This is a genomic window from Brevundimonas sp. TWP2-3-4b1, from assembly GCF_049897665.1.
In the GTDB taxonomy this organism is placed as follows: domain Bacteria; phylum Pseudomonadota; class Alphaproteobacteria; order Caulobacterales; family Caulobacteraceae; genus Brevundimonas; species Brevundimonas subvibrioides_B.
On record NZ_JAFCWQ010000015.1, the window covers coordinates 58,671 to 85,652 of the forward strand.

At 67.2% G+C, this 26,982-nt stretch carries 27 protein-coding genes; 15 read left to right on the forward strand and 12 right to left on the reverse strand.

What is annotated here, in order from left to right; all coding sequences use genetic code 11:
* The first annotated feature begins 52 nt into the window (after positions 1-52).
* From rimP to pnp, 10 genes are all read left to right on the forward strand, one after another.
* Positions 53-658 carry a ribosome maturation factor RimP gene (rimP, locus tag ACP7A5_RS12095; RefSeq protein WP_426042153.1) on the forward strand — a complete coding sequence of 202 codons (606 nt, stop codon included), beginning with the start codon at positions 53-55 and terminating at the stop codon, positions 656-658.
* Positions 658-2,412 carry a transcription termination factor NusA gene (nusA, locus tag ACP7A5_RS12100; RefSeq protein ID WP_426042154.1) on the forward strand — a complete coding sequence of 585 codons (1,755 nt, stop codon included), beginning with the start codon at positions 658-660 and terminating at the stop codon, positions 2,410-2,412. Before rimP ends, nusA begins: the two co-directional genes overlap by 1 nt.
* Positions 2,413-2,427: 15 nt before the next feature.
* A complete protein-coding gene (locus ACP7A5_RS12105; protein ID WP_426042155.1) occupies positions 2,428-3,108 on the forward strand; it encodes an RNA-binding protein in 681 nt (226 codons plus the stop codon).
* Positions 3,109-3,236: 128 nt separating this feature from the next.
* A complete protein-coding gene (infB, locus tag ACP7A5_RS12110) occupies positions 3,237-6,287 on the forward strand; it encodes a translation initiation factor IF-2 (protein WP_426042156.1) in 3,051 nt (1,016 codons plus the stop codon).
* 125 nt (positions 6,288-6,412) lie between these two features.
* Positions 6,413-6,910 (forward strand): hypothetical protein, encoded by a 498-nt coding sequence (locus ACP7A5_RS12115; RefSeq protein WP_426042157.1) that lies wholly within the window; start codon positions 6,413-6,415, stop codon positions 6,908-6,910.
* Positions 6,910-7,596, forward strand: coding sequence for a DUF2459 domain-containing protein (locus ACP7A5_RS12120; protein ID WP_426042158.1), 687 nt, complete (start codon positions 6,910-6,912; stop codon positions 7,594-7,596). Before ACP7A5_RS12115 ends, ACP7A5_RS12120 begins: the two co-directional genes overlap by 1 nt.
* A gap of 96 nt (positions 7,597-7,692) precedes the next feature.
* Positions 7,693-8,151, forward strand: coding sequence for a 30S ribosome-binding factor RbfA (gene rbfA / locus ACP7A5_RS12125; RefSeq protein WP_426038492.1), 459 nt, complete (start codon positions 7,693-7,695; stop codon positions 8,149-8,151).
* Between the two features lie 43 nt (positions 8,152-8,194).
* Complete coding sequence (gene truB / locus ACP7A5_RS12130; protein ID WP_426042159.1) at positions 8,195-9,124, forward strand: tRNA pseudouridine(55) synthase TruB; 930 nt, start codon at positions 8,195-8,197, stop codon at positions 9,122-9,124.
* Between the two features lie 16 nt (positions 9,125-9,140).
* Entirely contained in the window at positions 9,141-9,410 is a 270-nt protein-coding gene (rpsO, locus tag ACP7A5_RS12135) for a 30S ribosomal protein S15 (protein ID WP_077353982.1), read from the forward strand.
* Between the two features lie 245 nt (positions 9,411-9,655).
* Complete coding sequence (pnp, locus tag ACP7A5_RS12140; RefSeq protein ID WP_426042160.1) at positions 9,656-11,893, forward strand: polyribonucleotide nucleotidyltransferase; 2,238 nt, start codon at positions 9,656-9,658, stop codon at positions 11,891-11,893.
* Positions 11,894-12,126: 233 nt separating this feature from the next.
* Here the strand turns inward: pnp and ACP7A5_RS12145 are convergent, their stop codons facing one another.
* Both ACP7A5_RS12145 and rph read right to left on the reverse strand, forming a co-directional pair.
* A complete protein-coding gene (locus ACP7A5_RS12145) occupies positions 12,127-12,513 on the reverse strand; it encodes a hypothetical protein (protein ID WP_426042161.1) in 387 nt (128 codons plus the stop codon).
* A 296-nt stretch (positions 12,514-12,809) separates the two neighbouring features.
* On the reverse strand, positions 12,810-13,544 hold the full coding sequence (gene rph, locus ACP7A5_RS12150; RefSeq protein ID WP_426042162.1) for a ribonuclease PH: 735 nt from the start codon (positions 13,542-13,544) through the stop codon (positions 12,810-12,812).
* Between the two features lie 134 nt (positions 13,545-13,678).
* On the opposite strand from rph, the gene hrcA reads away from it, so the two are divergent.
* Together hrcA and grpE are read left to right on the forward strand one after the other, a co-directional pair.
* On the forward strand, positions 13,679-14,743 hold the full coding sequence (gene hrcA, locus ACP7A5_RS12155; RefSeq protein WP_426042163.1) for a heat-inducible transcriptional repressor HrcA: 1,065 nt from the start codon (positions 13,679-13,681) through the stop codon (positions 14,741-14,743).
* Positions 14,740-15,369 carry a nucleotide exchange factor GrpE gene (grpE, locus tag ACP7A5_RS12160; RefSeq protein WP_426042164.1) on the forward strand — a complete coding sequence of 210 codons (630 nt, stop codon included), beginning with the start codon at positions 14,740-14,742 and terminating at the stop codon, positions 15,367-15,369. The genes hrcA and grpE overlap by 4 nt, the downstream gene beginning before the upstream one ends.
* Positions 15,370-15,481: 112 nt before the next feature.
* On the opposite strand, the gene ACP7A5_RS12165 is transcribed toward grpE, so the two are convergent.
* From ACP7A5_RS12165 to ACP7A5_RS12175, 3 genes are all read right to left on the reverse strand, one after another.
* Positions 15,482-16,381: a dienelactone hydrolase family protein gene (locus ACP7A5_RS12165; protein ID WP_426042165.1), complete on the reverse strand. Its 900-nt coding sequence runs from the start codon at positions 16,379-16,381 to the stop codon at positions 15,482-15,484.
* A gap of 76 nt (positions 16,382-16,457) precedes the next feature.
* Positions 16,458-17,063, reverse strand: a complete 606-nt coding sequence (locus ACP7A5_RS12170) for an alpha-ketoglutarate-dependent dioxygenase AlkB family protein (protein WP_426042166.1) — start codon at positions 17,061-17,063, stop codon at positions 16,458-16,460.
* 9 nt (positions 17,064-17,072) lie between these two features.
* Positions 17,073-17,489: a hypothetical protein gene (locus tag ACP7A5_RS12175; RefSeq protein ID WP_426042167.1), complete on the reverse strand. Its 417-nt coding sequence runs from the start codon at positions 17,487-17,489 to the stop codon at positions 17,073-17,075.
* A gap of 316 nt (positions 17,490-17,805) precedes the next feature.
* Here ACP7A5_RS12175 and dnaK point away from each other — a divergent pair, with 316 nt between their 5' ends.
* From dnaK to dapB, 3 genes are all read left to right on the forward strand, one after another.
* Positions 17,806-19,707, forward strand: coding sequence for a molecular chaperone DnaK (gene dnaK / locus ACP7A5_RS12180; RefSeq protein ID WP_426042168.1), 1,902 nt, complete (start codon positions 17,806-17,808; stop codon positions 19,705-19,707).
* Positions 19,708-19,869: 162 nt separating this feature from the next.
* Positions 19,870-21,063 carry a molecular chaperone DnaJ gene (gene dnaJ / locus ACP7A5_RS12185; protein WP_426042169.1) on the forward strand — a complete coding sequence of 398 codons (1,194 nt, stop codon included), beginning with the start codon at positions 19,870-19,872 and terminating at the stop codon, positions 21,061-21,063.
* Between the two features lie 22 nt (positions 21,064-21,085).
* The gene (gene dapB, locus ACP7A5_RS12190) at positions 21,086-21,835 is read left to right on the forward strand and encodes a 4-hydroxy-tetrahydrodipicolinate reductase (RefSeq protein WP_426042170.1); all 750 of its coding nucleotides are present in this window, start codon (positions 21,086-21,088) and stop codon (positions 21,833-21,835) included.
* Between the two features lie 68 nt (positions 21,836-21,903).
* Here dapB and trmB read toward each other — a convergent pair whose 3' ends face one another.
* From trmB to ACP7A5_RS12225, 7 genes are all read right to left on the reverse strand, one after another.
* A complete protein-coding gene (gene trmB, locus ACP7A5_RS12195; protein ID WP_426042171.1) occupies positions 21,904-22,605 on the reverse strand; it encodes a tRNA (guanosine(46)-N7)-methyltransferase TrmB in 702 nt (233 codons plus the stop codon).
* A 46-nt stretch (positions 22,606-22,651) separates the two neighbouring features.
* The gene (locus ACP7A5_RS12200) at positions 22,652-23,017 is read right to left on the reverse strand and encodes a hypothetical protein (protein ID WP_426042172.1); all 366 of its coding nucleotides are present in this window, start codon (positions 23,015-23,017) and stop codon (positions 22,652-22,654) included.
* A 118-nt stretch (positions 23,018-23,135) separates the two neighbouring features.
* Positions 23,136-23,540 carry a hypothetical protein gene (locus tag ACP7A5_RS12205; protein ID WP_426042173.1) on the reverse strand — a complete coding sequence of 135 codons (405 nt, stop codon included), beginning with the start codon at positions 23,538-23,540 and terminating at the stop codon, positions 23,136-23,138.
* Between the two features lie 38 nt (positions 23,541-23,578).
* On the reverse strand, positions 23,579-23,947 hold the full coding sequence (locus ACP7A5_RS12210) for a hypothetical protein (RefSeq protein ID WP_426042174.1): 369 nt from the start codon (positions 23,945-23,947) through the stop codon (positions 23,579-23,581).
* Between the two features lie 14 nt (positions 23,948-23,961).
* The gene (locus ACP7A5_RS12215; protein WP_426042175.1) at positions 23,962-24,330 is read right to left on the reverse strand and encodes a hypothetical protein; all 369 of its coding nucleotides are present in this window, start codon (positions 24,328-24,330) and stop codon (positions 23,962-23,964) included.
* 65 nt (positions 24,331-24,395) lie between these two features.
* Positions 24,396-25,595: a methionine adenosyltransferase gene (metK, locus tag ACP7A5_RS12220; RefSeq protein ID WP_426042176.1), complete on the reverse strand. Its 1,200-nt coding sequence runs from the start codon at positions 25,593-25,595 to the stop codon at positions 24,396-24,398.
* A 99-nt stretch (positions 25,596-25,694) separates the two neighbouring features.
* Complete coding sequence (locus ACP7A5_RS12225; protein ID WP_426042177.1) at positions 25,695-26,432, reverse strand: carbonic anhydrase; 738 nt, start codon at positions 26,430-26,432, stop codon at positions 25,695-25,697.
* Positions 26,433-26,982 lie beyond the last annotated feature (550 nt).

The window sequence follows — 26,982 nt, forward strand, 5'->3', positions numbered from 1 at the left end:
AGCGGCGGCCTTGGATGGCCGACCGCTTTTTCTTTTGCCCGGATTTCTCTGCTTGCGCGCCAAGACCGTCGAAGACCGCCAGATCCTGGAGCTGATCGATCCCGTCGCGGAATCGATCGGCCTGGACATCGTGCGCGTGCGTCTGATGGGCGGGACCCTGCGTCGCCGCCTTCAGGTCATGGCCGAGCGGCCCATCGACAACGACATCGACGTCGGCGAATGCGCCCGCCTGAGCCGCGCCATGTCCGAGGTGCTGGACGCGGCCGATCCGATCGCCGGCGAATATCTGCTGGAAGTCTCCTCGCCCGGCATCGACCGGCCCCTGACGCGGCTGAAGGACTTCGACCTGTACGAGGGTTTCGAAGCGCGGCTTGAATCCGACCGCATGATCGAGGGGCGCAAACGCTTCAAGGGCATCGTCGCCGGAACCGACGGCGACAACATCGCCATCGACCTGGACGGCGAGGAAGAGACGGCCCTGATCCCCTTCGACTGGCTGGTGGACGCCAAGCTGGTCATGAATGACGCCCTCTTGAAGCGCGGGGCTGCGATCCGCGCCGCGCGGGGCGAGCCCGAAGACGACGGCCTGCCGGAAGGCGCGCCTGAAGACCAAGACCCCGCAAAGACCCCAAAGACTATATCTGAGGACGACGCCTGATGGCCGTGACCGGTATTTCCGCCAATCGCCTGGAACTGCTCCAGATCGCCAATGCGGTCGCGCAGGAAAAGAACATCGACCGCGAAATCGTGATCGAGGCCCTGGAAGAAGCCATCCAGAAGGGCGCCAAGTCGCGCTACGGCGCCCATCACGACATCCGCGCCAAGATCGACCCGAAGACGGGCGAACTGGCCCTGACGCGTCACGTGACCATCGTCGAGGACGACTGGACGCCGGAAGACGAGCTGGAGGAGTTTAACGATAGCGCCATGGTCCGGCTGACCGATGCGTCCAAGCGCGATCCGGAAGCCGTCGTCGGCAAGGAATATGTCGAGGACCTGCCGCCGTTCGAATTCGGCCGCGTACAGACCCAGATGGCCCGCCAGGTCATCACGGGAAAGGTTCGCGAGGCCGAGCGCGCCAACCAGTACGAAGAGTTCAAGGACCGCGTCGGCGAGATCGTCAACGGCACCGTCAAGCGCGTCGAATACGGCAACACCATCGTCGATCTGGGCCGGGGCGAGGGCATCATGCGCCGCGACCAGTCGATCCCGCGCGAGGTGTTCAACATCGGCGACCGGATCCGGACCTACATCTACGACGTCCGCCCGGAGGCCAAGGGTCCGCAGATCATGCTGTCGCGCGCCCACCCGGGCTTCATGGCCAAGCTGTTCGCCCAGGAAGTGCCCGAGGTCTACGACGGCGTGATCGAGATCCGCGCCGCGGCCCGCGACGCCGGTTCGCGCGCCAAGATGGCCGTGCTGTCGAACGACAGCTCCATCGACCCCGTCGGCGCCTGCGTCGGCATGCGCGGCTCGCGGGTCCAGGCGGTCGTCGCCGAGCTGCAGGGCGAGAAGATCGACATCATCCAGTGGAACCCGGACGAGCCGACCTTCATCGTGAACGCGCTCGCTCCCGCCGAAGTCTCCAAGGTCGTGCTCGACGAAGAAGCCGACCGCGTCGAGGTGGTCGTGCCCGATGAGCAGCTTTCGCTGGCCATCGGCCGTCGCGGCCAGAACGTCCGTCTGGCCTCCCAGCTGACCGGCTGGCAGATCGACATCATCACCGAGTCGCAGGACTCAGAGCGTCGCCAGCGCGAGTTCTCGGAACGCACCCTGCTGTTCCAGGAAGCCCTGGATGTCGACGAGGTCATCGCCCAGCTGCTGGTCACCGAAGGCTTTGCCACGGTCGAGGATCTGGCCTTCGTCGAGAACTACGAAGTTGCCGAGATCGAAGGCTTCGATGAGGACACCGCCGAGGAGCTGCAGGCCCGCGCCCGCGACTATCTCGAGAAGCAATCCGCCGTTCTGGACGCCAAACGCGTCGCCCTGGGCGTGCTGGACGAGGTCATGGCCGTTCCGGGTGTGACCCTGCCGATCGCCGTCGCCCTGGGCGAGGGCGGCGTGAAGACGGTCGAGGACCTGGCCGATCTGGCCACCGACGAAATCCGCGGCGGCTACGAGATGAAGAACGGCGAGCGAACCAAGGTCGCCGGTGTTCTGGAGAGCTTCAACCTGGCCCAGGAAGACGCCGAACTGCTGATCCTCCAGGCCCGCGTGGCCGCCGGCTGGATCGATGCCTCGGAACTGCCGCAGCCGCCGGAGCCTGAATACGAGGAAGGCGGCGAGTACGCCGAAGGCGACTTCGACCCCGAAGCCGTGTTCGACGCCGCCCCGGAGGACGACGCCGAAGCGGAGGTCACCGCTGATGACGCCGAGGTCGACGCCGACCTCGCGCCGACCCCAGACGCGTGATGAGGTGCGCCGTTCATGAGCCTTCGCGACGCGACGATCGATAGAGAGCGCCGGGACCTGGTGACCCACCAGGCCATGGATGAATCTCGACTGATCCGTTTCGTCGCCGGCCCGGACGGCGCCGTCGCCCCTGACCTTGGAAGGAAACTTCCCGGCCGCGGCATGTGGGTGGAGGCCTCTCGGGCCTCGATCGACGCTGCCGTGAAGAAAAATTTGTTCTCACGCTCGGCCAAGGCCCAACTGAAGCCGTCGGCCGATCTCGCGGACACGGTCGAAACCCTGCTGATCCGGCGCTGTCTGGACCAGCTGGGTCTTGCCCGGCGCGAAGGCGTGCTTATCTCCGGCTTTGAGAAATCCGCCGCGGCGATCCGGTCGGGCAAGGCCGCGTGGCTGATCGAGGCCGCCGACGGATCGTCCGACGGGCGCGGAAAGCTCGTCGCCCTCGCTCGACATCAGACGACCAAGATCTGCGGCGCTTTCAGTGCGGACGATTTGAGTTTGGCCCTCGGGCTGGAAAATGCGATACACGCCGTCCTGCTGCATGGCGGTAGAGCCGATCGCTGGACCATCGAGGTCGAACGACTGGCGGGATTTCGATCGCTTCGGCCTGCGGCCTGGGACACGGACCATCCGGGTTCCTCAAGCGGGAACGGGTCGAACGAGGACCCGAAGGACGAGCCTGAACGGGCGGATTGACGGGCGGGGTCAGGCCTCTTTCGAGAGGCGGACGCCGCACGGCTTTTTGCGTTTCCAGGCTTTGGCGTGACGAGACGATTTTTGACTAAGACGCGGCGGAATTCTCCGCCCTCGAGTAAAGCGACCGGATGAGCGACGAGAACGACAAGACCAACGACGGCCAGACTCCGCAGGCCCCCACCGGAACCCCGTCGACGACGGGACCACGGGCGCCGCTGAGCCTGAAGCCGCGTGCCGTGGGATCGGTCCCTACGGGCACCGTGCGCCAGAGCTTCAGCCATGGCCGCACCAAGACGGTGGCGGTCGAAATCAAACGTCGTCCGGGCGCTCCGGTCGGCGGACATCAGCGTCCGCAGGGCTTCGACGTCGTGCGTCCGCGTTCTGACGCTCCGGCTCCGCAGACCGCCGCGCCGCGTCCGCAGATGCAACAGCCCGCTGGCGGCCGCCTGTCCAACGAGGAACAGGAAGCCCGTCGTCGCGCCATCGAGACGGCGACCCAGGCCCAGGCCGAACGCGCCGCTGCGCAGGCCGCCGAACAGGCGCGTCGCGACGCCGCCGCTCGTGATCAGGCCGCCGCTACGGCCGCCGCCGCCAGCGCCGCCCAGGCCGAGGCCGCCGCCGCCCGCGCCGCCGCCGAGGCTGCACGCGCCGAAGCCTCCAAGCTGACCGCCGCCGCACCCGCCCCGACCGGCAAGCCCGCCGCTCGTGCGCCGCTAGCTCCCAAGCCCGTCGCCGCGCCGCCGCCGCCGCCGGCCCCGGAGCCCGTGGCTCCGGTCGCCGCCGCGCCCGAACCGGCTCCGGCCGCTCCGGCCGCCCCGGCGCCGGTTGCCCCCGCTCGCCCGGCCCCGCCGGCGCGTCCTGTGGTCAATTTCGGCCAGCGCGTACCCAAGGCCCCGAACCCGGCCCGAGCGCCCATCGACCGTCCTGCCTTCGGCGCTCGCTCGGCGCGCGAAGAAGCGATGGGTGGTGGTGAGAAATCCTACTCCGACCGTCCGGCCAATGCCCGTCCGACCGGCGCCCCCGCGCGTCCGGCCGAGCCCGTTCGCTATTCGGCGCTGAACCCGCGTCCTGCGGGCGGCGCGGCCCGTCCCGGCGGCGCGCGAACGGGTCCTGGCGGCCGTCCGGCCCCGAACGCCCCCCCCGCGACGCCCGACGTCATGCGTCCAAGCCGCGCGCCCGGCAGCGGTTTCGCCAAACCGCTGAAGCCCGAGGACGATCGCGACAAGCGTTTCTCCGACGCCGGCAAGGCTGTCAGCCGCACGCGTGGCGAGCCAAAGCGCCGTGAAGGCCGTCTGACCATCCAGTCCGTGGCCGGTGACGGCGATACGGCCGAGCGCATGCGCTCCCTGGCGTCGGTCCGCCGCGCCCGCGAACGTGAGAAAGAGAAGCGCAAGGGCGGGTCCACCGACGCGCCGAACCGCCCGCGCGAAGTCATCATCCCTGACGTCATCACCGTACAGGAGCTGTCCAACCGGATGGCTGTGCGCGGCGTGGACATCATCAAGTTCCTGATGAAGCAGGGCCTGATGATGAAGATCAACGACGTCATCGATACCGACACCGCCGAACTGGTGGCCGATGAATTCGGCATGACCGTGCGTCGGGTGTCCGAGTCGGACGTCGAGGCCGGCTTCCTGTCCGACGACATCGACGACGAGGCGACGACGCCCCGCGCGCCGGTCGTGGCCATCATGGGCCACGTGGACCACGGCAAGACATCGCTTCTGGACGCGCTGCGCACCACCGATGTGGCGGCGGGCGAGGCCGGCGGCATCACCCAGCACATCGGCGCCTACCAGGTGAAGACGCCGAACGGCGACGCTGTGACCTTCCTGGACACCCCGGGCCACGCGGCGTTCAGCGCCATGCGTACACGCGGCGCCAACGTCACCGACATCGTCATCCTGGTGGTGGCGGCCGATGACGGCGTCATGCCGCAGACGATCGAGAGCATTCAGCACGCGAAAGCCGCCGGCGCTCCGATCATCGTGGCAGTCAACAAGATCGACAAGCCGGACGCCGATCCGCAGAAGGTCATCAACGAGCTGCTGCAGTACGAGATCATCGGCGAAGCTCTGGGCGGCGACACCCAGATTGTGGAGATCTCGGCCAAGGCGCGCACCAATCTGGACGGCCTGCTCGAGGCCATCCTGCTGCAGGCCGAGGTCATGGACCTGAAGGCTGATCCGGAACGCTCGGCCGAAGGCGTGGTCATCGAGGCCAAGCTGGACAAGGGTCGTGGCCCGGTCGCCACCATCCTCGTCAAGCGCGGCACGCTGAGGAAGGGCGACCTGGTTGTCGCCGGTTCCAGCTTCGGCCGCGTCCGCGCTCTGCTGAACGAGCGCGGGGAACAGCTGACCGAGGCCGGTCCGTCCGTGCCGGTCGAGATCCTGGGTCTGGACGAAGCTCCGAGCCCCGGCGAACCCCTGGCCGTGGTCGAGAACGAGGCCCGCGCTCGCGAGCTGACTGAGTATCGCGCCCGCATCAAGCGCGAGAAGGCCACCGGCGGCATCAACCAGGTCAGCCTGGTCGACATGATGGCCAAGCTGGGCTCCAAGAAGATCTCGGAGCTGCCGGTCCTCATCAAGTCGGACGTCCAGGGCTCGGGCGAGGCTATTCAGGGCTCGCTCGAGAAGATGGGCAACGACGAAGTCCGCGCCCGTGTCATCTATTCCGGCGCCGGCGGCATCACCGAGTCGGACGTGCAGCTGGCCAAGTCGGCCGGCGCGCCGATCCTGGGCTTCAACGTCCGCGCCTCGAAACAGGCCAAGGATCTTGCCGAGCGTGAAGGCGTGGAGATCCGCTACTATGCGATCATCTACGACCTGCTGGACGACATGAAGGGCGTACTGTCGGGCATGCTGGCCCCGCTGCAACGCGAAACCTTCCTGGGCAACGCAGCCGTGCTGCAGGTGTTTGACATCTCCAAGACCGGCAAGATCGCCGGTTGCCGGGTGTCCGAGGGCGTCGTCCGCAAGGGCGCCAAGGTCCGGATCATCCGCGACGACATCGTCGTGCTGGAACTGGGCACGCTCGCCACGCTCAAGCGCTTCAAGGATGAGGTTAACGAAGTGCCGTCGGGCCAGGAGTGCGGCATGCATTTCCAGGGCTTCCACGACATCAAGGTCGGCGACTACATCGAGTGCTTCACTGTCGAAGAGATCCAGCGCACTCTCTAGCAGGGCGCTTCTGCTCGACGCGCAGCGTCTCGCTGCCTGAGCGCGGTTGTCTCCTCCCTGTCGCGCAGCGATGGGGAGGGGCCGCGGCCTCCCTTCCGCCGCAAGTCGCGGTATGAAGTGACGCCATGCTGCACCGTATGCTCGCCGTTCTGACGCTCGTCGCCCTCGCCACGCCGGCGGCGGCAGATACTCGCTATCTCGCTTTCGACCCGTCCGACCGGGTCACGACCGCCCTGACGCGCGGCGTGACGTTGGAGGTGGAGCGCGGCTGGTTCGGCGCGGTCAGCGTCCGGCGGATCATCTCCACCACGGCGCGCGGTTCCGCGACCATCTCGCGCGGCGGCCCGGATGAGGCGCGACGCGTCCTTCCCGGGGGCGCCTCCGAGAGCACCGTCTATTCGATTGCGCAGGAAGGCGACGGGCGAGGCCTGGCCCGTGCCCTGTGCCCCGGGGCCGACGCCACCTTCCTCGTGCTCGGGCGCGTGCGCGCCGGGCGGCCAATCGTCATGCACGGCGCAGGACGCTGGCCGGACGGGGCGTTCCGGCACTGCGTGACCCTGTCCTACGACTACCGGGGCGAATGGAGCTTGCCGCCTCGCGCCTCGGCCGCCGAGACCGACTGATGCGGATCGTTGGGGCGATGCTCCTGGCTGGAGCGCTGGGACTGGCCGTCGCCCTGTGGACCTGGACCCGTCCGGGTGATCCGGCCTTGCTCTCCCATGCCGAAGCCGGCGTCACCATCCACGTCTTCAACAATGGGTTTCACACCGATCTCGCCGTGCCCCGGGCTGCGCTGGAGGCCGGCGGCGGCCCCCTGGCCGAGGCGTCCCGCTCGATCGGACCGGGCGACTGGATACTGATCGGCTGGGGCGACGCGAAATTCTTCATCGACACATCTCCGATGGAAGAGCGGATCCCCGACGGCCTGCGGGCCTTTTTCCAGCCTGGCAATGCCTCGGTCGTCATGCTGGACCCGGAGACGGGCAACCCCGCAGGGCGTTTCACGCCCGACAGCCGCCGCACGCTTGTCCTGTCACCTGAGGCCTTCTCCGGATTGCGCGGGCGGGTCCAGGATTCGCTGACGCTCGTCGAGGGCCACCCCCGCCTGTCAACGGCGCGGGACGGCGACGGCGCGCATTTCTTCGCCAGCCGGGAGCATTTTTCGATCGGCTACCTGTGCAACAACTGGACGGCGCGGGTGTTGAATGCGGCGGGACTGCCCGTCCGTCCATTGCGTTCAGTGACTGCGGGAGAGGTCATCGCCGCCGTGGATCGCGCTGAATTGGACACCGGCGCCAGTCGGGACTAGACCGCGCCTCTTTTTGTTTCGCCGCTGTCAGAAGGCTCCGACGCGGCGTCGCTTCCCGACCGGGTCCGATCCCCGGCGGCGAACAGGACGAACGCCATGAGCAACCGAAAATCCTCCAAACCCGCCGCCAAGGCCGGAACCGTGAGCCAGCGCCAGCTGCGCGCCTCGGAGATGATCCGCCACGCCCTCGTGGAGGTGATGCGCGAGAACGAGATCCGAGACCCCGCCCTGATCGGCGTCTCCGTGACGGTGACCGAGGTGCGTCTGTCGCCGGACCTGAAGCACGCCACCTGTTTCGTCGAGCCGCTGGGCGCCGGGATCGAGACCTCGGACACCGCCGGCCACATCGACGAGATCATCAAGGCATTGAACGAACATGCCAAATTCCTGCGCGGGGCCCTGGGCCGCCATATCGACATGCGCTTCACGCCGGACCTGCGCTTCCGCCACGACGAGAGCTTCGCCGCCGCTGAACGTCTGAACCGGCTGCTGGACGACCCCCGCGTCCGCGCCGACTCCTTCGTGCCGCCCGTTGAAGACGAGGACGAGGATTGATGGTCTGGCCTCAAGCAGCGCAAATCGCGGCGGTCCAAGCCTGATGGGGCGCCGCAAAAAGGGCCTCGTCGTCAACGGCTGGGTGTGCCTGGACAAACCATTCGAGATGGGCTCGACCGACGCCGTGTCGAAGGTCCGCCGCCTGTTCGACGCGCAGAAGGCCGGGCATGCCGGGACGCTGGACCCCCTTGCCAGCGGTATCCTGCCGATCGCCCTGGGCGAGGCGACCAAGACCGTGCCCTTCATGATGGAGGCGGAGAAGGTCTATCGCTTCACCATCAACTGGGGTATCTCGACCGACAGTGTGGACCGCGAGGGCGAGATCATCGCCCGTTCCGATGTGCGCCCGACAGCCGAGGCGGTCCGCGCGGCTTTGCCTACCTTCGTCGGCGAGATCGACCAGACCCCGCCCCGGTTCAGCGCCATCAAGGTCGACGGCCAGCGTGCCTATGACCTGGCCCGCGAGGGCGCGGACTTCGAGCTGGAGAGCCGCCGGGTCACCATCTACGAGGCCGAGGTCACTGATGCGCCCGACGCCGACCATGTCGAACTGACCATTCGCACTGGCAAGGGCGTCTACGTCCGCTCGCTGGCCCGCGATCTGGCGGTCATGCTGGGCGCCGAAGGGCATGTCTCGGCCCTGCGACGCGAGCGGGTGGGGCCGTTTTCAGTCGAGAACAGCGTCACGCTGGATTTCCTGACCGATCTGGTGCATAGGGACGCCGCCTTGGAAGGCCTACTGCCCGTTTCGACCGCCCTGGACGACATCCCGGAGCTGGCCGTCACGGACCAGGACGCCTTCTCGCTTCGTCAGGGACGACCGATCGTTCTGCTCCCCCGACAGGTCGAGACGCTCAAGAGCCGCCTCCGGGATGGCTCTCGCACCGTTTCCGCCTTTCAGGGTCAGACCCTCGTCGCTCTCGGTCAGATGCGGGCCGGCCGGCTAGAACCCGACCGCGTATTCAATCTCTAAATTCTGGAGAAACACGATGTCGATTACGCCAGAGCGTAAGAACGAAGTCATTGCCGAGAACGCCCGCACCGCAGGCGACACCGGCTCGGCCGAGGTCCAGGTCGCGATCCTTTCGGAACGCATCGCCAACCTCACCGAGCACTTCAAGACGCACAAGAAGGACAACCACTCGCGCCGCGGCCTGCTCAAGATGGTCTCGCAGCGTCGTCGCCTTCTGGACCACCTGACCAAGGTCGATAAGGAGCGTTACACCGCCCTGATCACCAAGCTGAACCTGCGCCGCTAAGCGCAGTTCCGCGGAACAGTTTCGAGGCGCGGGCCACGTCCGCGCCTCTTTCCGCATCCAGAGACCAGCCGCGCACCACGGTTTTTGATGGTGCAGACGCGAGGGCCAGACCGGTCCTCTTTAACTCCCGGATCGATCGCGATGGCGCGGCGGTCCATGGATCGAAGGACTGAACGCCCGACGCATCCAGCCCCACTGATGGGATCCCGCGCGGAATACGCCGCCCGGGCTACGAAAGACGAAACATGTTCGATATCAAACGCAAGACGATCGACTGGGCCGGCCGCCCGCTGACGCTGGAAACGGGCCGTATCGCCCGCCAGGCTGACGGCGCCGTTCTGGCCACCTATGGCGAGACCATCGTCCTGGCCACTGTCGTCTACGGTCGCGCGCCCAAGCCGGGCCTGGATTTCTTCCCGCTGACCGTCAACTACCAGGAAAAGACCTTCGCCGCCGGCAAGATCCCGGGCGGCTACTTCAAGCGTGAAGGCCGTCCGACCGAAAAGGAGACTCTGGTCTCCCGCCTGATCGACCGTCCGATCCGCCCGCTGTTCGTCAAGGGCTTCAAGAACGAAACCCAGGTCGTCATCACCGTGCTGCAGCACGACCTCGAGAACGATCCCGACATCGTCGGCATGGTCGCCACCTCCGCCGCCCTGACCCTGTCGGGCGTGCCCTTCATGGGCCCGATCGGCGCCGCGCGCGTCGGCTATATCGACGGCGAGTTCGTGCTGAACCCGACGCTGGACCAACTGCCCGACTCGCAGCTGGACCTGGTCGTCGCCGGCACCAAGGACGCCCTGATGATGGTCGAGTCCGAAGCCAAGGAACTGTCCGAGCAGATCATGCTGGACGCCCTGATGTTCGCCCATCGCGGCATGCAGCCGGTCATCGACGCCATCATCGAGATGGCTGAGCACGCCGCCAAGGATCCGTTCGACTTCTCGCCTGAGGACCACTCGGGCGTCGTCACCCAGATCCAGTCGCTGGTCGGCGAGGACATCAAGGCCGCCTACACCCACCCCGGCAAGCATGCCCGTCATGAAGCCGTCGGCGCCGCCAAGAAGAAGGCCTCGGCCGCCCTGGTGAAGACCGACGAGAACCCGGACGGCGTCGATTCCGCCAAGTTCGGCGTCGCCTGGAAGGAATGCGAGGCCCACGTCCTGCGTCGCGACATCATCGACAACGCCCACCGCGTCGACGGACGTGCGCTCGACAAGGTCCGTGACATCGTTTCGGAAGTCGGCATCTTCCCGCGCACCCACGGTTCGGCCCTGTTCACCCGGGGTGAGACCCAGGCCATCGTGGTCGCCACCCTGGGCACCGGAGAGGACGAGCAATACGTTGACTCGCTGGCCGGCACCTACAAGGAGAAGTTCCTCCTGCACTACAACTTCCCTCCCTATTCGGTCGGCGAGACCGGACGTATGGGCGGCGCGGGCCGCCGGGAAATCGGTCACGGCAAGCTGGCCTGGCGGGCGATCCGTCCGATGCTGCCGACCGCGGAAGAGTTCCCCTATACGATCCGCATCGTGTCGGAGATCACCGAGTCCAACGGTTCGTCCTCCATGGCTTCGGTCTGCGGCGCCTCGCTGGCGCTGATGGACGCGGGCGTGCCCCTGAAGAAGCCCGTCTCGGGCATCGCCATGGGCCTGATCCTCGAGCCGTCGGGCGAGTTCGCCATCCTGTCGGACATCCTGGGTGACGAAGATCACCTGGGCGACATGGACTTCAAGGTCGCCGGCACGCGTGACGGCATCACCTCGCTGCAGATGGACATCAAGGTCGCCGGCATCACCGAAGAGATCATGAAGAAGGCCATCGCCCAGGCGTCGGCCGGCCGTCTTCACATCCTCGACGAGATGGACAAGGCCATCGACGGCGCGCGCACCGAACTCGGTGAGTACGCTCCGAAGATCGAATCCATCAAGGTCCCGGTCGACAAGATCCGCGACATCATCGGCACCGGCGGCAAGATCATCCGCGAGATCGTCGAAAAGACCGGCGCCAAGATCAACATTGAGGACGACGGCACGGTGAAGATCGCCGCCTCGGATCAGGAGAAGATCGACGCCGCCAAGAACTGGATCTCGTCGATCGTGTCCGAGCCCGAGCCCGGCATGATCTACTCTGGCAAGGTCGTGAAGGTCGTCGACTTCGGCGCCTTCGTGAACTTCTTCGGGGCCAAGGACGGCCTGGTCCACGTGTCCCAGATCTCGCTGGAACGCGTCGCCAACCCGGCCGACGTCCTGTCCGAGGGCCAGGAGGTCAAGGTCAAGTTCCTGGGCTTCGACGATCGCGGCAAGACCAAGCTGTCGATGAAGATCGTCGATCAGGCCACGGGTGAAGACCTGACGGCCAAGATAAACGCCGAGCGCGCCGAACGCGGCGAAGAGCCTCTGACGGAAGACACCGGCGGCGGCGGCAAGAAGCGTGAAGGCGGCGGGGGCGATCGTGGTCGCAGCCGTCCGCGTCGCGACTAGGTTCCGGCTTCACGGCTGAACGGAACAAGGCCCCGCTGGAAACAGCGGGGCCTTTTTTCGTTTCGTCATCCTCCGGCAAGCCGCGTCTTCGCGGCGCAGACCGGGGGACCCAGCGGCGCCGAAGGCGACCTGTTCAGGCAGGATGTCGAAAGTAGTGTCGCGACGGGGTCGCGCGCTCGCGCGCCGCTGGGTCCCCCGGTCTCTCTGCGCTCGCCGGAGGATAACGAAAGTGCCTACGCCGCGCACTCCGTCGGCCGGGCCTCGCCCGGACCGTACTGGCCGCAGGAGCGGTCGATCTCGTCCTGGATCAGGGCGCAGGCGTTGGCGGGATTGCACGGCGGGTGGCTGGCCGGGCTGACCATGGTGCAGCGCTCCGCCAGCCTGACAGCGGCGGCCTCGCCGATGCTGTCCGTGCAGGTCCGATCGGCGGGGCCCAGCAGCGCGCCCTCGGGCGCCGAGGCTTCTTCCTGTGGCGGAGCGTCGTCCGGCATGACCGGCGTCTGTTCGGCCGTGGCGTCGGCGGTCGCGGTCTCTTCTGAGGTCGGAGCCGTCTCTGGCGAGCCGCAGGCGGCGAGCGACAGGCCGAACGCGAGGGCAAGGGCGGTGGGCACACGAACCATGGCGGCGTCTCCGGGCGATCTGGAAGGCGCGACGATGACGCTGTTCTCCGTCGCTGGAAAGCCCGTTTCCGTCCGCGAAAAATACCCTGACGAAACGGACGTAACGGACGAAACCTTTGGTCTTTCTGAACAGAATCAGAAGGTTGTTGTTTCGAGCCCTGTCACTCTCCGGAGGGCTGTCCGATAGGGCGGACGAAACGGCGCTCGATTGTCAAAGACCCCACCCTTCAAATCTGGGATGCGACCGCGCATCTGCAAGGCGTGGACAAGAATAAATTCACACACGGGATGGAAACTCAGCGCTGGCGGGCGAGCGCCTCGTCCACCGCGGCCTTCTGCAGCTTGAACAGGTCGTTGCAACCCGCCTCGGCCAGTTCGAAAAGACGGTCGAATTCGGGGCGGGAGAAGCCGCGCTTCTCGCCGGTCGCCTGGATCTCGACGATGGTTCCCGAGCCGGTCAGGACGAAGTTGCCGTCGGCCTCGGCGCTGGAATCCTCCTCGTAGTCAAGGTCGGCCACGGGCGTATCAGCGAAGATGCCGCAGGAAATGGCCGCGACCTGATCGAGGATCGGATCGGCCTTCAGCACGCCCTCGGCCCGCAGGTAGCCGAGCGCGGAGGCCATCGCGACCCAGGCGCCGGTGATCGAGGCGGTGCGGGTGCCGCCGTCGGCCTGGATGACGTCGCAGTCGATCATGACCTGACGCTCGCCGAGCGCCTTTAGGTCGACGACAGCGCGCAGCGAGCGGCCGATGAGGCGCTGGATTTCCTGGGTGCGGCCCGACTGCTTGCCGGCGGCGGCCTCACGCTTGCCGCGCGTGTGGGTGGCGCGAGGCAGCATGCCGTATTCGGCGGTGACCCAGCCCTGACCGGTGTTGCGCATCCAGCCGGGCACTTTTTCCTCGATCGAGGCGGTGACCAGGACCTTGGTATGGCCGAACGAGACCAGGCAGGAGCCCTCGGCGTAGCGGTTGACGCCGGTTTCCAGCGTCACGGCGCGGAGCTGGTCTGGGGTGCGTTCGGAGGGGCGCATGACGGGTATCCTGAAACTCGGTATTGCATTGGCGTATCGAGCGGCGGTGCTTATCCTGAAAGGGTGAGCCTGTATCCCCCCAACCTCCCCATGCGATCGGGTCGCCGCCCGTGAGGCCTCCGCTCAGCCCCCTGATGACGACCCACTACGCCGGCTTGGCCGCGCTGGACCAGCGGGCGCGGGATATCTTTAGGAGCGTGGTCGAGACCTATCTCGAGACCGGGGAGCCGGTGGGGTCGCGAACTGTGTCGAAAGGCGGGGTGCATCTGTCGCCCGCCTCGATCCGCAACACGATGCAGGATCTCACTCTGGCGGGGTTGCTGGCGGCGCCGCACACCTCGGCGGGGCGAATCCCGACCCATGCCGGCCTGCGCCTGTTCGTGGACGGCCTGCTGGAGATCGGCGACGTCGGGACCGAGGAGCGACGCGAGATCGACGCCCGTCTGCTCGGGCGCGGCAAGGGCTTCGAGGAGGCGCTGAACGAGGCCACGGCCCTGCTGTCGGGTCTGGCGGGCGGGGCCGGCATCGTCGCCAGTCCGGTGCGGGACTCGGGCGTCAAACATGTGGAGTTCGTGGCCCTGGGCTCGGGTCAGGCGCTGGCGGTGCTGGTTGCCGACGACGGCACGGTCGAGAACCGGCTCATGCCGCTGGCCGCAGGCGTGACGCCGGCGATCCTGCAGGAGGCGTCGAACTTCCTTTCGGCCCGCATGAAGGGCAGGCTCCTGTCCGAGGCGCGTCTGGAGATGGGGGCGGAACTGGCCGCCGCGCGCAGCGAGCTGGACGCCGCCGCTGCCCGGCTGGTCGAGGACGGGCTGGCGGCCTGGTCGGGCGGGGCGGATCGGGAGCGGTCGCTGATCGTGCGGGGGCGCGCCAACCTGTTGCAGGACGCCGGGGCCGCCGAGGATCTGGAAAAGGTGCGGGTCCTGTTCGACGATCTTGAGCAGAAGGAACAGCTGATCGGCCTGCTCGACGGGGTCGATGCCGCGCAGGGCGTGCGGATTTTTATCGGGGCGGAAACGCGACTGTTTTCGCTTTCGGGTTCCGCCGTCGTCGCGGCGCCCTATATGACGGGCCGACAACGGGTTCTGGGCGCCATCGGCGTGATCGGACCCGCAAGACTGAACTATGCCCGCATCATCCCGTTGGTGGACTACACCGCGCGGGTGCTGGGGCGCATCCTGGACGGACAAGACACGTGACCGATACCCAAGACCCGAACTACGATTCCGAGCTGGACGAAGCCCTGGCCAACGCCGAGGCAGGTCTGGACTCTGGCCCGGCGGACGATCTGGGCCCGCTGGACGCCATGATCGCCGAGCGCGACCAGTGGAAGGACCGCGCCATGCGGGCTGCGGCTGAGGCGGACAACGTCAAGCGCCGCACCGAGACCCAGATGAACGACGCCCGCGCCTTCGCGATCCAGCGCTTCGCCAAGGACCTGCTGGGCGTGGCCGACAATCTGGAGCGCGCCCTGATGGCTGCGCCCAAGGACGCCGACGCCGGCGAGGCCGGTCTGGTGACCGGTCTGGAGCTGACGCAGAAGTCCCTGCTCCAGGCCTTTGAGACCAACGGGCTGAAGCGCGTCGCCCCGGGGCCGGGCGAGGCTTTCGACCCGCACCTGCACCAGGCCATGATGGAACAGCCCTCGGCCGAGGTTCCGGGCGGCAGCATCCTCGTGACCATGCAGGCCGGCTATGAACTGTTCGGCCGCACGGTGCGTCCGGCTATGGTCGTGGTGGCGGCCAAGGGCTCGGGTCCGCAAGGCGGCAACCCCTATGGCGCAGCGCCCGGCGCCAACGGCGGGGCCTTCGACGGCAAGGCGTAATCCCGATCCTCCCCGATGGGGGAGGTGGCTCGAAGCGAAGCGTAGAGACGGAGGGGGCTCGGTTTAGACGCAGAGTCTGTGGCCGGCCCCCTCCCCCAACGGGGGAGGGTTTCTATTTCAGCTTCGCCTCGAACAAGGCCAGCAGTCGGGCCCAGCCGTCGGCGGCCTCGGCCGCGCGATAGGAGGCCCGGTAGTCGGCGTGGAAGCCGTGCGGGGCGTCGGGGTAGAGTTTGATGCCGCTCTCGGTGGCGCCAGCGGCCTCCAGCGCCGTCTGCATGGCGGCGACGGTGTCATTGGGGATGCCCTGGTCCTGGCCGCCGTAGTTGCCGATGACGATGCCATTCAGGTCGTCGGCCAGATCGACCGGGAAGGGCTGGCCCGCAGCGACCTGTTCGGGCGTCGCGGTCGGCGAGGGGGCCAGACGGCCGTACCAGGCGACGCCGGCGTCGATCGCGGCGAAGCGGGCGGCGGCCTGCCATACGACCTTGCCGCCCCAGCAGAAGCCGGTGATCCCGACCTTGTCGGTGTTGGCCCAAAGCTGGCCCGAGGCCCATTCCAGGGTGGCGTTGATGTCGCCCATGACCTGTTCGTAGCCGGCGGCGCCGACGATGGCCTGGATGCGCTGCATGTCGGCGAGCGGGGCCGGGTCCTCGACGCGGACGAAGAAGGCCGGGGCTATGGCGACGTAACCTGCCTTGGCCAGGCGGCGGCAGACGTCCTGGATATAGGCGTGCAGGCCGAAGATTTCCGACACGACGATCACAACGGGGAAGGGGCCGTCGCCTTCGGGGCGGGCGACCCAGGCCGGCAGGTCGAAGTCGTCGGCGGAGGGATAGGAGACCATCGCGGTCGCCAGGCCCTCGGAATCGGTCGTGATCGGCTGGGCCTCCTGGGCCAGGGCGGCGACCGCATAGCCGGTGAACATGGCCCCCGCCGTCAGCCCGCCGAGGGATCGGCGCGAGAACCGGAAATCGTCGGCGGTCTGGCCTTCGGGGCGGATCAGGATGGTCATGGGCGCTTCCTCGGGGATTTTCCGTGGCGGACTGTGACGAGACCGCGCGGTCCCGTCGAGTCACCGCCCTGTGACCTTACGCCGCCCGGCGAAGGGTCAGGTTGATCCGCCCGCCGCCGGGCATCAGCCGCGACGAGCCGGCCACCAGTCGATCGATCCCGTGGCGCGCCAGTCGAGCGGGGCCGGTCAGGGCGCAGACGTCGCCTGACGCCAGTTTCAACGACCGGGTCGGCCCCTTGCCCGCCGGGCCGATGCGGAAGACGGCGGTGTCGCCCAGCGACACCGACAGGACCGGGGCGCAGAGGTCGGCCTCGTCCCTGTCCTGATGCAGCCCCATGCGGGCGTCCTCGCGGTAGAGGTTGATCAGGCAGGCGTCGGGCGTCCCGGGCCAGCCGGTCAACTCGGCCCACAGGTCCAGAAGGACAGGCGGGATCGGCGGCCAGGGCGCGCCGGTCTCGGGATGGGTCGGCTGGTAGCGGTAGCCGGCACGGTCCGAGACCCAGCCGAGCGCGCCAAGATTGCTCATCCTGACCGAGAACGGCTTCCCGCCCGGGGTCACCGGTCGATAGAGGGGCGCGATGGCCAGGGCGGTTGCGATTTCGGCCAGCAGGGAGGCCTGCGCGGCCTCGTGCAATCGGCCGGGCCAATAGTGAAATCCGGGGAGGTCGGGGAAGGGCTCCATCGCCCTCGTCTAGCGCGTGAAGTAATAGTCCGCGACCTGGCAGGCGTTGATGCCGCTGCGTTGCAGGCTCTGGCCGTTGTCGAACTCTGCGCGCAGCGAATAGCGGCAGGCGCCGGAGCCGTCGTCGATGGTCACCACCACGCTCTGGCCCGGCGACAGGGTGCCCGAACCCAGGAGGTCGTCGCCCCAGTCCCCGCCGCTGGAGGCGTAGAGATAGGTCATCGACCAGCCGGTCTGGTTATGGATGCGGACATCGCGATTGTAGGCGTCCTGCGATGGACGTGCCGGAGCGACCGCATGGACCGTCGCGACCCGCTTCGACGCCGATTCCGCCGCCGCCTGGGCGCCCGACAGGCCAAGCAGTGTCAGGCCCAGGATCAGGGCTGGTGTGAACCGGCGGGGCTTGCGAGGCGGGGAGCGCATCATCGGGACCTGCAACTGGCGGGCCCGTGACCCGCAATCAGGCCCAACAGTGCCCGAACGGGAGCCTGAACGCACCTGATGACCCCTGACTCCGCCTGAATCGAGCCTTGTCCTGAAACAAGGCCTTGCGGGGCATGACGACTTTCCCATATCCCGACCAGCCCGAGAGACCCCGCAATCCGTGGGGTTTCACGGAAAAACAGACAACCTGCCGCGCTCTCGCCCCCGAGAGGCGGCGCAAACAAAACGGGGGCGGTCACGCGCGGCGCTTTCTGATAAGGCCGCCGCATCGCCCGCCAGACGGAGAAAAGACAGGCTCATGGCCAAGATTATCGGTATCGACCTCGGCACCACCAACTCGTGCGTGGCCGTCATGGACGGCAAAAACCCCAAGGTGATCGAAAACGCCGAAGGCAACCGCACCACCCCGTCGGTGGTCGCGATCCAGGACGGCGGCGAGACCCTGGTCGGCCAGCCCGCCCGTCGTCAGGCGGTGACCAACCCCGCCAACACCTTCTTCGCCATCAAGCGCCTGATCGGCCGCAGTTTCGACGATCCCGTGGTGGCCAAGGACAAGGCCATGGTGCCCTATGAGATCGTCAAGGGTCCGACCGGCGACGCCTGGGTGCGCGCCAACGGCAAGGACTACTCGCCGCAGCAGATCTCGGCCTTCACCCTGATCAAGATGAAGGAGGCCGCCGAGGCCTATCTGGGCGAGAAGGTTACCCAGGCGGTCATCACGGTTCCTGCCTATTTCAACGACAGCCAGCGTCAGGCGACCAAGGACGCCGGCAAGATCGCCGGTCTCGAAGTCCTGCGCATCATCAACGAACCGACCGCAGCGGCCCTGGCCTATGGCCTGGACAAGAACGACGGCCAGAAGATCGCCGTCTATGACCTCGGCGGCGGCACCTTCGACGTCTCGATCCTCGAGATCGGCGACGGCGTCTTCGAGGTGAAGTCGACCAATGGCGATACCTTCCTGGGCGGCGAGGACTTCGACGTCCGTCTGGCCGACTATCTGGCCGACGAGTTCAAGAAGGAGCAGGGCGTCGACCTGCGCCAGGACAAGCTGGCCCTGCAGCGCCTCCGCGAAGAGGCCGAGAAGGCCAAGAAGGAACTGAGCTCGGTGACCCAGTACGAGGTCAACCTGCCGTTCATCACCATGAACGCGTCGGGCCCTCTGCATCTGAACATCAAGCTGTCGCGCGCCAAGCTGGAAGCCCTGGTCGACGACCTGATCCAGCGCACGATCGAACCCTGCGCCAAGGCGCTGAAGGACGCGGGCCTCAAGGCGTCTGACATCGACGAAGTCGTCCTGGTCGGCGGCATGACCCGCATGCCGAAGGTGCAGGAGGCCGTGAAGGCCTTCTTCGGCAAGGAGCCGCACAAGGGGGTGAACCCTGACGAGGTCGTGGCCCTGGGCGCCGCCGTTCAGGCCGGTGTTCTGCAAGGCGACGTCAAGGACGTGCTGCTGCTGGACGTGACCCCGCTGACCCTGGGCATCGAGACCCTGGGCGGTGTCTTCACCCCGCTGATCGAGCGCAACACGACCATCCCGACCAAGAAGAGCCAGGTGTTCTCCACCGCCGACGACAACCAGTCGGCCGTGACCATCCGGGTCTTCCAGGGCGAGCGTCCCATGGCCCAGGACAACAAGATGCTGGGCCAGTTCGACCTGATGGGGATTCCGCCTTCGCCGCGCGGCATGCCGCAGATCGAGGTCGCCTTCGACATCGACGCCAACGGCATCGTCAACGTCTCGGCCAAGGACAAGGCGACGAACAAGGAACAGTCGATCCGCATTCAGGCCAACGGCGGCCTGTCGGACGCCGACATCGACAAGATGGTCAAGGAAGCCGAGGCCAACGCCGCCACCGACAAGATCCGCAAGGACCTGGTCGAGGCCCAGAACGCCGCCGACAGCCTGATCAACTCGACCGAGAAGGCCATGGCCGAACACGGCGACAAGGTCGGCGCCGACGAAAAGGCGGCGATCGAGGCCGGTCTGGCGGAACTGAAGACGGCTCGCGACGGCGCCGATTCGGAAGATATCCGGACCAAGACGAACACGCTCGTTCAGGCTTCGATGAAGCTGGGCGAGGCGATGTACGCCCAGAGCGCCGGTCAGTCCGGTGACGATGCGCCCGCCGACGACGGCGTGGTCGATGCGGAGTTCGAGGAAGTCTCGGGCGACGACGAAGAGAAGAAGAGCGCCTAAGCGTCGTGGTCCTCCCCTGGGATCCAGGGGAGGACCGTGGCTTTCATGAAACTTGCATCACCGCACCCGGCGCCCATGTCTTGCGTGGGCCGCCATTCCGCTTGCACGCTCTGAAAAGCGACGTGATCGGATTGTCAGGGGTTGGTTTGAGGACGTCTGCGCATGGCGCGTGATTATTATGAGGTGCTGTCGGTCGAGCGGACCATCGACGCCGCCGGCCTGAAGTCCGCCTATCGCAAGCTGGCGATGGAGCACCACCCGGACCGCAACGGCGGTTCCAAAGAGTCCATGGCCAGGTTCAAGGAAGTCTCCGAGGCCTATACGGTCCTGTCGGACGACCAGAAGCGCGCCGCCTATGACCGGTTCGGCCATGCGGGTGTGAACGGCGGAGGCGGGGGGGGGCAGCAGGGGTTCCACGACGTCAACGACATTTTTTCCCAGGTTTTCGGCGACGCATTCGGCGACGTCTTCGGCGGTGGCGGGCGGCGCCAGTCGAACGGCCCGCGTCGCGGTTCGGACCTGCGCTACGACCTCGAGATCACCCTGGAGCAGGCCTATCAGGGCGCCGAGGTGGAAATCTCCGTGCCGACGACCGCGGCGTGCGAGACCTGCGAGGGTTCGGGGGCCAGGAACGGCGCCAAGCCGACGACCTGCTCGACCTGCCAGGGTGCGGGACGCGTGCGTCAGGCCAACGGTTTTTTCCAGGTCGAACGCACCTGCCCCTCCTGTGGCGGTCAGGGCCAGCGGCTGTCGGCGGCCGACACCTGCGGGACCTGCCACGGCCACGGCCAGGTGCGGAAGACGCGCAAACTGTCGCTGAAGGTTCCGGCCGGCGTGGATGACGGCTCGCGCATCCGCCTGTCGGGCGAGGGTGATGCCGGAACGCGCGGCGGCCCGCGCGGCGACCTCTATGTCTTCCTGTCGGTGACGCCGCACGACCTGTTCGAGCGCGACAACCTGGATCTGCTGTGCACCGTGCCGGTGTCGATGACGGTCGCGGCCCTGGGCGGCGAGATCGATGCCCCCTGCCTGGTGTCTGAGGCCTGCGACGGCCAGTGCAAGGCCCCGGTCAGCGTTCCCGCCGGCGCCCAGACTGGCAAGACGGTCCGCATCCGCGGCAAGGGCATGCCTCATCTGAACGGCCGCCAGCGCGGCGACCTGGTGGTCGAACTGTTCGTCGAGACGCCGACCGACCTGACCGCGCGTCAGAAAGAACTGATGCAGGAACTGGCCGCTTCGTTCGGTGACAGCCAGAATCCGCGAAACTCGACCTTCGCCGGCAAGGCCAAGCGGTTCTGGGCCGACATCCTCGGCTCGGAAGAAGACGCCAGGTCGGCGCGCGAGAACGCCCAGTGAATTTCGCCGGAGGGGCCTCGTCTTGAGCGAACTGTTTCACGTCGGGATTTCCGGCGCACGCGGCCGGATGGGTCGGGCGGTGTCCCAGGCCCTGGACGCGCGCGAGGACGTCATGGTTTCGGTCCGTTTCGACTGGGGCGAGACGCCGGACCTCAGCCTTTGCGACGTGGTCATCGACTTCTCCACCGCCGAGGCCTCAGTCGCCCTGGCGCAGACCTGCGCCGAGCGCGGCGGTCCAGCCCTCGTCATCGGTTCGACCGGCTTCACCCCCGAGCAGGACTCGGCCCTCCAGGCTGCGGCTGAAAAATTCGCCATCGTGCGCAGCGGCAACTTCTCGCTCGGCGTCAACATCCTGATCGGCCTGGTCGAGCATGCGGCCCTGCGGCTGGACGCCCGCGACTGGGACATCGAGATCACCGAGGGCCATCACAGGAAGAAGATCGACGCCCCGTCCGGCACCGCCCTGATGCTGGGCGAGGCTGCCGCGCGCGGCCGCGGTCATGACCTGTCGGAGTTGCGCAGCGCGCCCTACGACGGCATCTCCGAGGAACGGAAGACCGGGACCATCGGCTTCTCCTCAATCCGCGCCGGCGGCCTCGTCGGGGAACACACAGTGCTGTTCGCCTCGGACGACGAGGTGCTGACCCTGAGCCACTCGGCCATCGACCGGTCCCTGTTCGCCAAGGGCGCGGTCGCCGCCGCCGCCTGGGTGCGGACGCGCGGGCCGGGACTCTATGACATGCAGGATGTGTTGGGCTTCAGGCAGGCGTGATTTAGGGCGCTACCGCTCGCCGCGCGGCGGCTCGCTGCTTGAGTGCGGTCGGTGCGCGGCCGGGCGGGTCAGACCCGCTCGAATTCCAGGAACAGAGGGTCGGTGTCGCCGAGGCGTTTTTCTTCATAGCGGGTCACGACGTGATCCTCCGGCGCGACCTTCCAGTCCGCCGTCTCGTCGGCCATCCAGACCAGGCCTGGCGTGGCCAGGAACCGCTCCAGCGCCCAGCCGGCATAGTCCTTCCAGTCCGTGACGAAGCGCAGGCGACCGCCGGGCTTGAGCTTGCGCGCGAGTTGGGCGGCGAAGGCCGGCTGGATCAGGCGGCGCTTGTTGTGGCGTGCCTTGTGCCAGGGGTCGGGGAACAGGATCATGATCCGGTCCAGCGAACCGTCCGGCAGGGCCTGGACCACGGCCCGCGCGTCATCGGCGTGCAGGCGAATGTTCTTGAGGCCCCCTTCCTCGATATGCCGCAGCGCCGAGGCCACGCCGTTGATGAAGGGCTCGCAACCGATCATCAGGGCGTCTGGGTGCCGCGCGGCCTGGACGGCGAGGTGCTCGCCACCGCCAAACCCGATCTCAAGCCACACCTCTTTGGCGCCCGGCATCAGTGCGGCAACGTCGATCGGTCCCGCCGCCGGATCCGGGAGCTTCACCGAGGGCATCAATGTATCGAACAGAGCCGCCTGGCGCGGCTTGATCGGCCGGGACTTGATCCGCCCGAAGGAACGGAGCGGGGCGTCAGGAGAGCGGGCGGAAGGATCGGTCGTCATCGCGCGCTCGTAGCTCGCGACGACGACCGTTGAAAGGCGGAATGGCCTATTCGATGCCTTCGATGGTCCCGTCCTGGTTGACCACGACGTACTCCAGCTCGCAGAAGTCCAGCTTCTGCTGCCAGGCGTCGCCGTCCTCGAAGACGATCTTGACGTAGTATTCGCAGGCGTCCTCGGAATCATAGAAGCGCATGGCGACGTCGTCGCCGGCTTCCAGAACGCGCTGCGGCATCCAGTCCTGGCTGTAGGTGCCGTTCGGCTCGCCGGTCTGGAAGGTCAGGATGGTCCAGGGCGTGCCGTTGACCAAGGTGAAGGTATAGTAGTCGCCGTCCTGAACCGGAGCGGCCGAGGCGGGCGCGGCGCCGGCCAGCAGAGCGAGGGCGCTCATGGCGCCGGTCATGATGGTTTTCATAGTAATTCCCCCGACCGGGCGCACATCGCCGAGCCTGATGCGACATGCTTGCAAGGGCGGGGCCGCGTCAACGGTTCAGATAGCGCTGGTCAGAAACCGTCATTGTTGTTGGGGCGGCCTAGCTGCCCGAAGCGGCAGCGACGGGGTCGGAGACGTTGATCAGGGTGCAGACCTGTTCGATCCGGGCGGTCAAACGCTCATCCCGGTCCCGTACGGCCAGTGCCTTGGCGCCGTCGCAGTCGCCGTTGTTGATCAGCTCCGCCGCTGCTTCGGCCCTTCGAATGCGGCGCGGGTTATGGGTTTCGCGCCAATACGCCATCTGGCGGTCCAGATAGGCGTTGTTGAAGTCACTGTTGAACGCCTCACCGGCCATCGCCGCGCTATTCAAGGCGGCCGTCCGGGCGAAGGCCTGGCTGACCTGCGGGTTGTCGATCGCTGGATGATATGGCGGGGCGATCGCCGGGACCTGCGCCAGGGCCGCTGTCGGGAATGCGGCGAGAACCGTGAGCATCAGCAGTTTCATGTCGAGCCTCCGAATGTTCAGCCAGAACGGAGTGGTCGTTAGTTGTGAGCCCGGGGCGCCTGGGCGGGCGTCGATACGGTGACCTCACCGCAGACCAATGTGATCCGGGCGGCGAGACGGCGGTCCCCCTCACGTTCCGCCAGCGCCAGGGCTCCGGGACAGTCGCCGGCGTTGATCAGGGCGGCGGCGGCCTCCGCCCGGCGGGCCCTGCGGGGGTTCTGATCGGGGTCGCCGGCGGCCGCGCGCTCGGTCGGTCCGTCGAGCGCCATCCGCTGCAAGCGATCGGCATAGGCCTGTTGCGCATCCAGCGTCCCGCGCGCCACCATCGGCGCGGACTGCATGGCGTCGACCGACCCTGGGAACAGGATCGACGCGGCAAGCAGGGCGGCGACCAGACCGGGAAACATCGTCCCGCCCCGCATCAGTCGAGGGCGGCTATGACGTCGCCCCGACCGCACACATCGTCCAGCCGGGCCAGGAGGCGACGATCGTTGTCGCGTGCCGCGACGGCCTTGGCGCCTCGGCAGTCGCCCGCATTGACCAGGGCCGCGGCTGTCTCGGCCCGTCGGACGCGCCGCGGGTTGCGGTTTTCCAGATAGTTGGCCTGGATGAGGTCCAGATAGGTTCCGACGCCCATCTGACGCCGATCGAAACCGGACCCCCAGTTGTTTAGACTCTGGGTCGCGGCGATCTGGTTCGCGGCCGCCGAGGTCTGGCCGTCCTGGGCCAAGGCCGCAGACAGGGGTGCGCCCATCAGGGCGACGGCGGCGGCAACGAGCAAAGGCTTCACAGGAAACCCTCCGGTTGAACGGCCATTCAGACCTTTCTACCGGAAAACGTCAAGCGTCGTTGGATTCAGGCCAGGGCCTTCAACTGGTCGACCAGATCGGTCTTTTCCCAGCTGAAGCCGCCGTCGGCGTCCGGCGTGCGGCCGAAGTGGCCGTAGGCCGCTGTGCGGGCGTAGATCGGCTTGTTCAGGCCCAGGTGCTCGCGGATCGCGCGCGGCGTGGCGCCGCCGATCAGGCCGAGGATCCTGTCCTCAAGCACCGCCTCGGTGACACTGCCCTTGCCGGTGCCGTGCAGGTCCACGTGGATGGACTGGGGCTTGGCCACGCCGATGGCGTAGGAGATCTGGATGGTGCAACGGTCAGCGAGGCCGGCGGCCACGACGTTCTTGGCCAGGTAGCGGCAGGCGTAGGCGGCCGACCGGTCGACCTTGGTCGGGTCCTTGCCCGAGAAGGCGCCGCCGCCGTGCGGGGCGGCGCCGCCGTAGGTGTCGACGATGATCTTGCGGCCGGTCACGCCCGCGTCGCCGTCGGGTCCGCCGATCTCGAAGATACCGGTCGGGTTGATGTGCCAGACGGTGTTCTCGTCGGTGAAGCCTTCGGGCAGCACTTCGAGGATGTAGGGCTTGACGATGTCGGCCACCTGTTCCGACGACAGGCCGGCGGCGTGCTGGGTCGACAGGACGATGGAGGTGGCGCGGACGGGCACACCGTCCACGTACTGGATGGTGACCTGCGACTTGGCGTCGGGCTCCAGGCGGGTGTCGCCGCCATGGCGGACCTCGGCGAGGCGCTTCAGGATGTTGTGGCTGTACTGCAGGGTGGCCGGCATCAGCTCCGGCGTCTCGTTCGAGGCGTAGCCGAACATGATGCCCTGGTCACCCGCGCCCTCATCCTTGTTGCCGGCGGCGTCGACGCCGACGGCGATGTCGGCCGACTGGCCATGCAGGCGGTTGATGAACTCGAACTTCTCCCAGTGGAAGCCGGCCTGCTGATAGCCGATGTCCTTGACCGCGGCGCGCACGGCGGCCTCGATCTCGTCCTGGACGCCCGGGGCCCAGTTTCCGTCCGTGTCCATAATGCCCTGGCCGCGGATCTCGCCGGCCAGCACCACAAGGTTCGTCGTCGTCAGGGTCTCGCACGCCACGCGGGCATAGGGATCCTTGGACAGGAACAGGTCCACGACGGTGTCCGAGATACGGTCGGCGACCTTGTCGGGGTGGCCTTCGGAAACGCTTTCCGAGGTGAAGAGGAAGGAAGAACGGGACAAAGGGGATCGCTCCGAGCAGCCCTGTGCGGGCGGGGTTGGCCGGAGACATATAAAGATATGCTTATATGATCAAGTGAGGACGGCTGGCGGTCGCGTCGCTCAGTGTCCGGAACGCAGCAGGAAACGGCGGTACAGCGGCTGGACCGGGCGGGTATTGCCAGGATGCAGTCGCTCGAAAGCGTCGATCTGGTCTTGCGACACGGTGATGGGGTCGCTGAGCACGACCCAGTCCACCGTCTCGCTGCACGGCGGGGTGGTGAGGGAGCCTTCATATCGGAAGAAGTCGCGGCCGGCGGGCAGGAAGCCGTTCGGGTCCAGCGCGGGTCCGGCCGTCGGGACGCCCAGGCTGTCGATGACGGCCTGAAGCGGGGCGCTGGTCGCGCCGACCCCGGCGAAGACGCCCAGCACGCCGAGAACCCCGTCCGGTCCGGCATGCACGAAATGGATCTCCAGCGGGAAGCGGCGACCGTCCAGCAGGTGCTCCGCCGGCTGGTGCACATGGAACTGCAACAGGCGATAGGTCTGTCGGCCCACTGCCATGGTCGACCCCTCGGGGGCGTCCAGCTGGATGGCGTGGCCGGTATCGCGAGCGGCGGCGGGCATGGGCGACCAGTCGATGTCCAGCACGCCCAGATCAGCCGTGATCGCCCCGGTCAGATCAACGGGGCTTTCCTGTTGTCCCGTGGCGCAGGCGACGTTGGCCGGCTCCAGTTCGGACCAGCGCTCGGGACCGGTCGCCCCGCCGTAGGTCCAGGTCTGGGCATGGGGCGGGTGTTCCTGCGCCGACGCCGTACCGGCGAGCGCGAGCGCCGCCGTCAGGATGATGTGAAACCGCATGATCAAGCCCCCGCTGTTCGCGCTGAACCCTACAGGTCGAACGGCGATACAGCGAGAGAATGGTGCCGCTTAGGTGACTCGAACACCTGACCCCCGCATTACGAAATCCAGGGAAGCCGACCGGTCAAACCCAGTGCCTGCATGGATTTGAAGGGCCACCTGCGGCCTCGAAAGTTGGCCGACCCAACCCCTTCCCAGTCCGGGCGAAGCGGGTGGTTTCGACGTTCCCACGTTAAGGCGCCTTCCGGTGGGCGAGGCCGGAAATCCGACCTGCGCTATACCTGCAAACACGATCGGCAGGCGGGGCCTCCAAGCGGCGTATCGGCGTGGTGCCGCAGTCGGCCCGCGACCATCTCAGACACCCAATGGGCCCGCCGTTCTGAGCGGTGGTTGAGCGTTTGTCGCCAGAACGAATTCAGGCGTATCAAGACTATTCTTTCCAACCGGAGGCCCGCATGGCTGACACCGATCATTCCGCGCTTCTGGCCATGACCACGGGCATCGTTGCTAACTTCGTGGCCAACAATCGGGTCAGCCCGGATGAACTGCC

Bases quoted from the DNA above. Each gene is read 5' to 3' on its own strand.
- nusA (WP_426042154.1), top strand. From the start codon at position 658: ATGGCCGTGACCGGTATTTCCGCCAATCGCCTGGAACTGCTCCAGATC.
- ACP7A5_RS12105 (WP_426042155.1), top strand. From the start codon at position 2,428: ATGAGCCTTCGCGACGCGACGATCGATAGAGAGCGCCGGGACCTGGTG.
- infB (WP_426042156.1), top strand. From the start codon at position 3,237: ATGAGCGACGAGAACGACAAGACCAACGACGGCCAGACTCCGCAGGCC.
- ACP7A5_RS12115 (WP_426042157.1), top strand. From the start codon at position 6,413: ATGCTGCACCGTATGCTCGCCGTTCTGACGCTCGTCGCCCTCGCCACG.
- ACP7A5_RS12120 (WP_426042158.1), top strand. From the start codon at position 6,910: ATGCGGATCGTTGGGGCGATGCTCCTGGCTGGAGCGCTGGGACTGGCC.
- rbfA (WP_426038492.1), top strand. From the start codon at position 7,693: ATGAGCAACCGAAAATCCTCCAAACCCGCCGCCAAGGCCGGAACCGTG.
- truB (WP_426042159.1), top strand. From the start codon at position 8,195: ATGGGGCGCCGCAAAAAGGGCCTCGTCGTCAACGGCTGGGTGTGCCTG.
- rpsO (WP_077353982.1), top strand. From the start codon at position 9,141: ATGTCGATTACGCCAGAGCGTAAGAACGAAGTCATTGCCGAGAACGCC.
- pnp (WP_426042160.1), top strand. From the start codon at position 9,656: ATGTTCGATATCAAACGCAAGACGATCGACTGGGCCGGCCGCCCGCTG.
- ACP7A5_RS12145 (WP_426042161.1), bottom strand. From the start codon at position 12,513: ATGGTTCGTGTGCCCACCGCCCTTGCCCTCGCGTTCGGCCTGTCGCTC.
- rph (WP_426042162.1), bottom strand. From the start codon at position 13,544: ATGCGCCCCTCCGAACGCACCCCAGACCAGCTCCGCGCCGTGACGCTG.
- hrcA (WP_426042163.1), top strand. From the start codon at position 13,679: ATGACGACCCACTACGCCGGCTTGGCCGCGCTGGACCAGCGGGCGCGG.
- ACP7A5_RS12165 (WP_426042165.1), bottom strand. From the start codon at position 16,381: ATGACCATCCTGATCCGCCCCGAAGGCCAGACCGCCGACGATTTCCGG.
- ACP7A5_RS12170 (WP_426042166.1), bottom strand. From the start codon at position 17,063: ATGGAGCCCTTCCCCGACCTCCCCGGATTTCACTATTGGCCCGGCCGA.
- ACP7A5_RS12175 (WP_426042167.1), bottom strand. From the start codon at position 17,489: ATGATGCGCTCCCCGCCTCGCAAGCCCCGCCGGTTCACACCAGCCCTG.
- dnaK (WP_426042168.1), top strand. From the start codon at position 17,806: ATGGCCAAGATTATCGGTATCGACCTCGGCACCACCAACTCGTGCGTG.
- dnaJ (WP_426042169.1), top strand. From the start codon at position 19,870: ATGGCGCGTGATTATTATGAGGTGCTGTCGGTCGAGCGGACCATCGAC.
- trmB (WP_426042171.1), bottom strand. From the start codon at position 22,605: ATGACGACCGATCCTTCCGCCCGCTCTCCTGACGCCCCGCTCCGTTCC.
- ACP7A5_RS12200 (WP_426042172.1), bottom strand. From the start codon at position 23,017: ATGAAAACCATCATGACCGGCGCCATGAGCGCCCTCGCTCTGCTGGCC.
- ACP7A5_RS12205 (WP_426042173.1), bottom strand. From the start codon at position 23,540: ATGAAACTGCTGATGCTCACGGTTCTCGCCGCATTCCCGACAGCGGCC.
- ACP7A5_RS12210 (WP_426042174.1), bottom strand. From the start codon at position 23,947: ATGTTTCCCGGTCTGGTCGCCGCCCTGCTTGCCGCGTCGATCCTGTTC.
- ACP7A5_RS12225 (WP_426042177.1), bottom strand. From the start codon at position 26,432: ATGCGGTTTCACATCATCCTGACGGCGGCGCTCGCGCTCGCCGGTACG.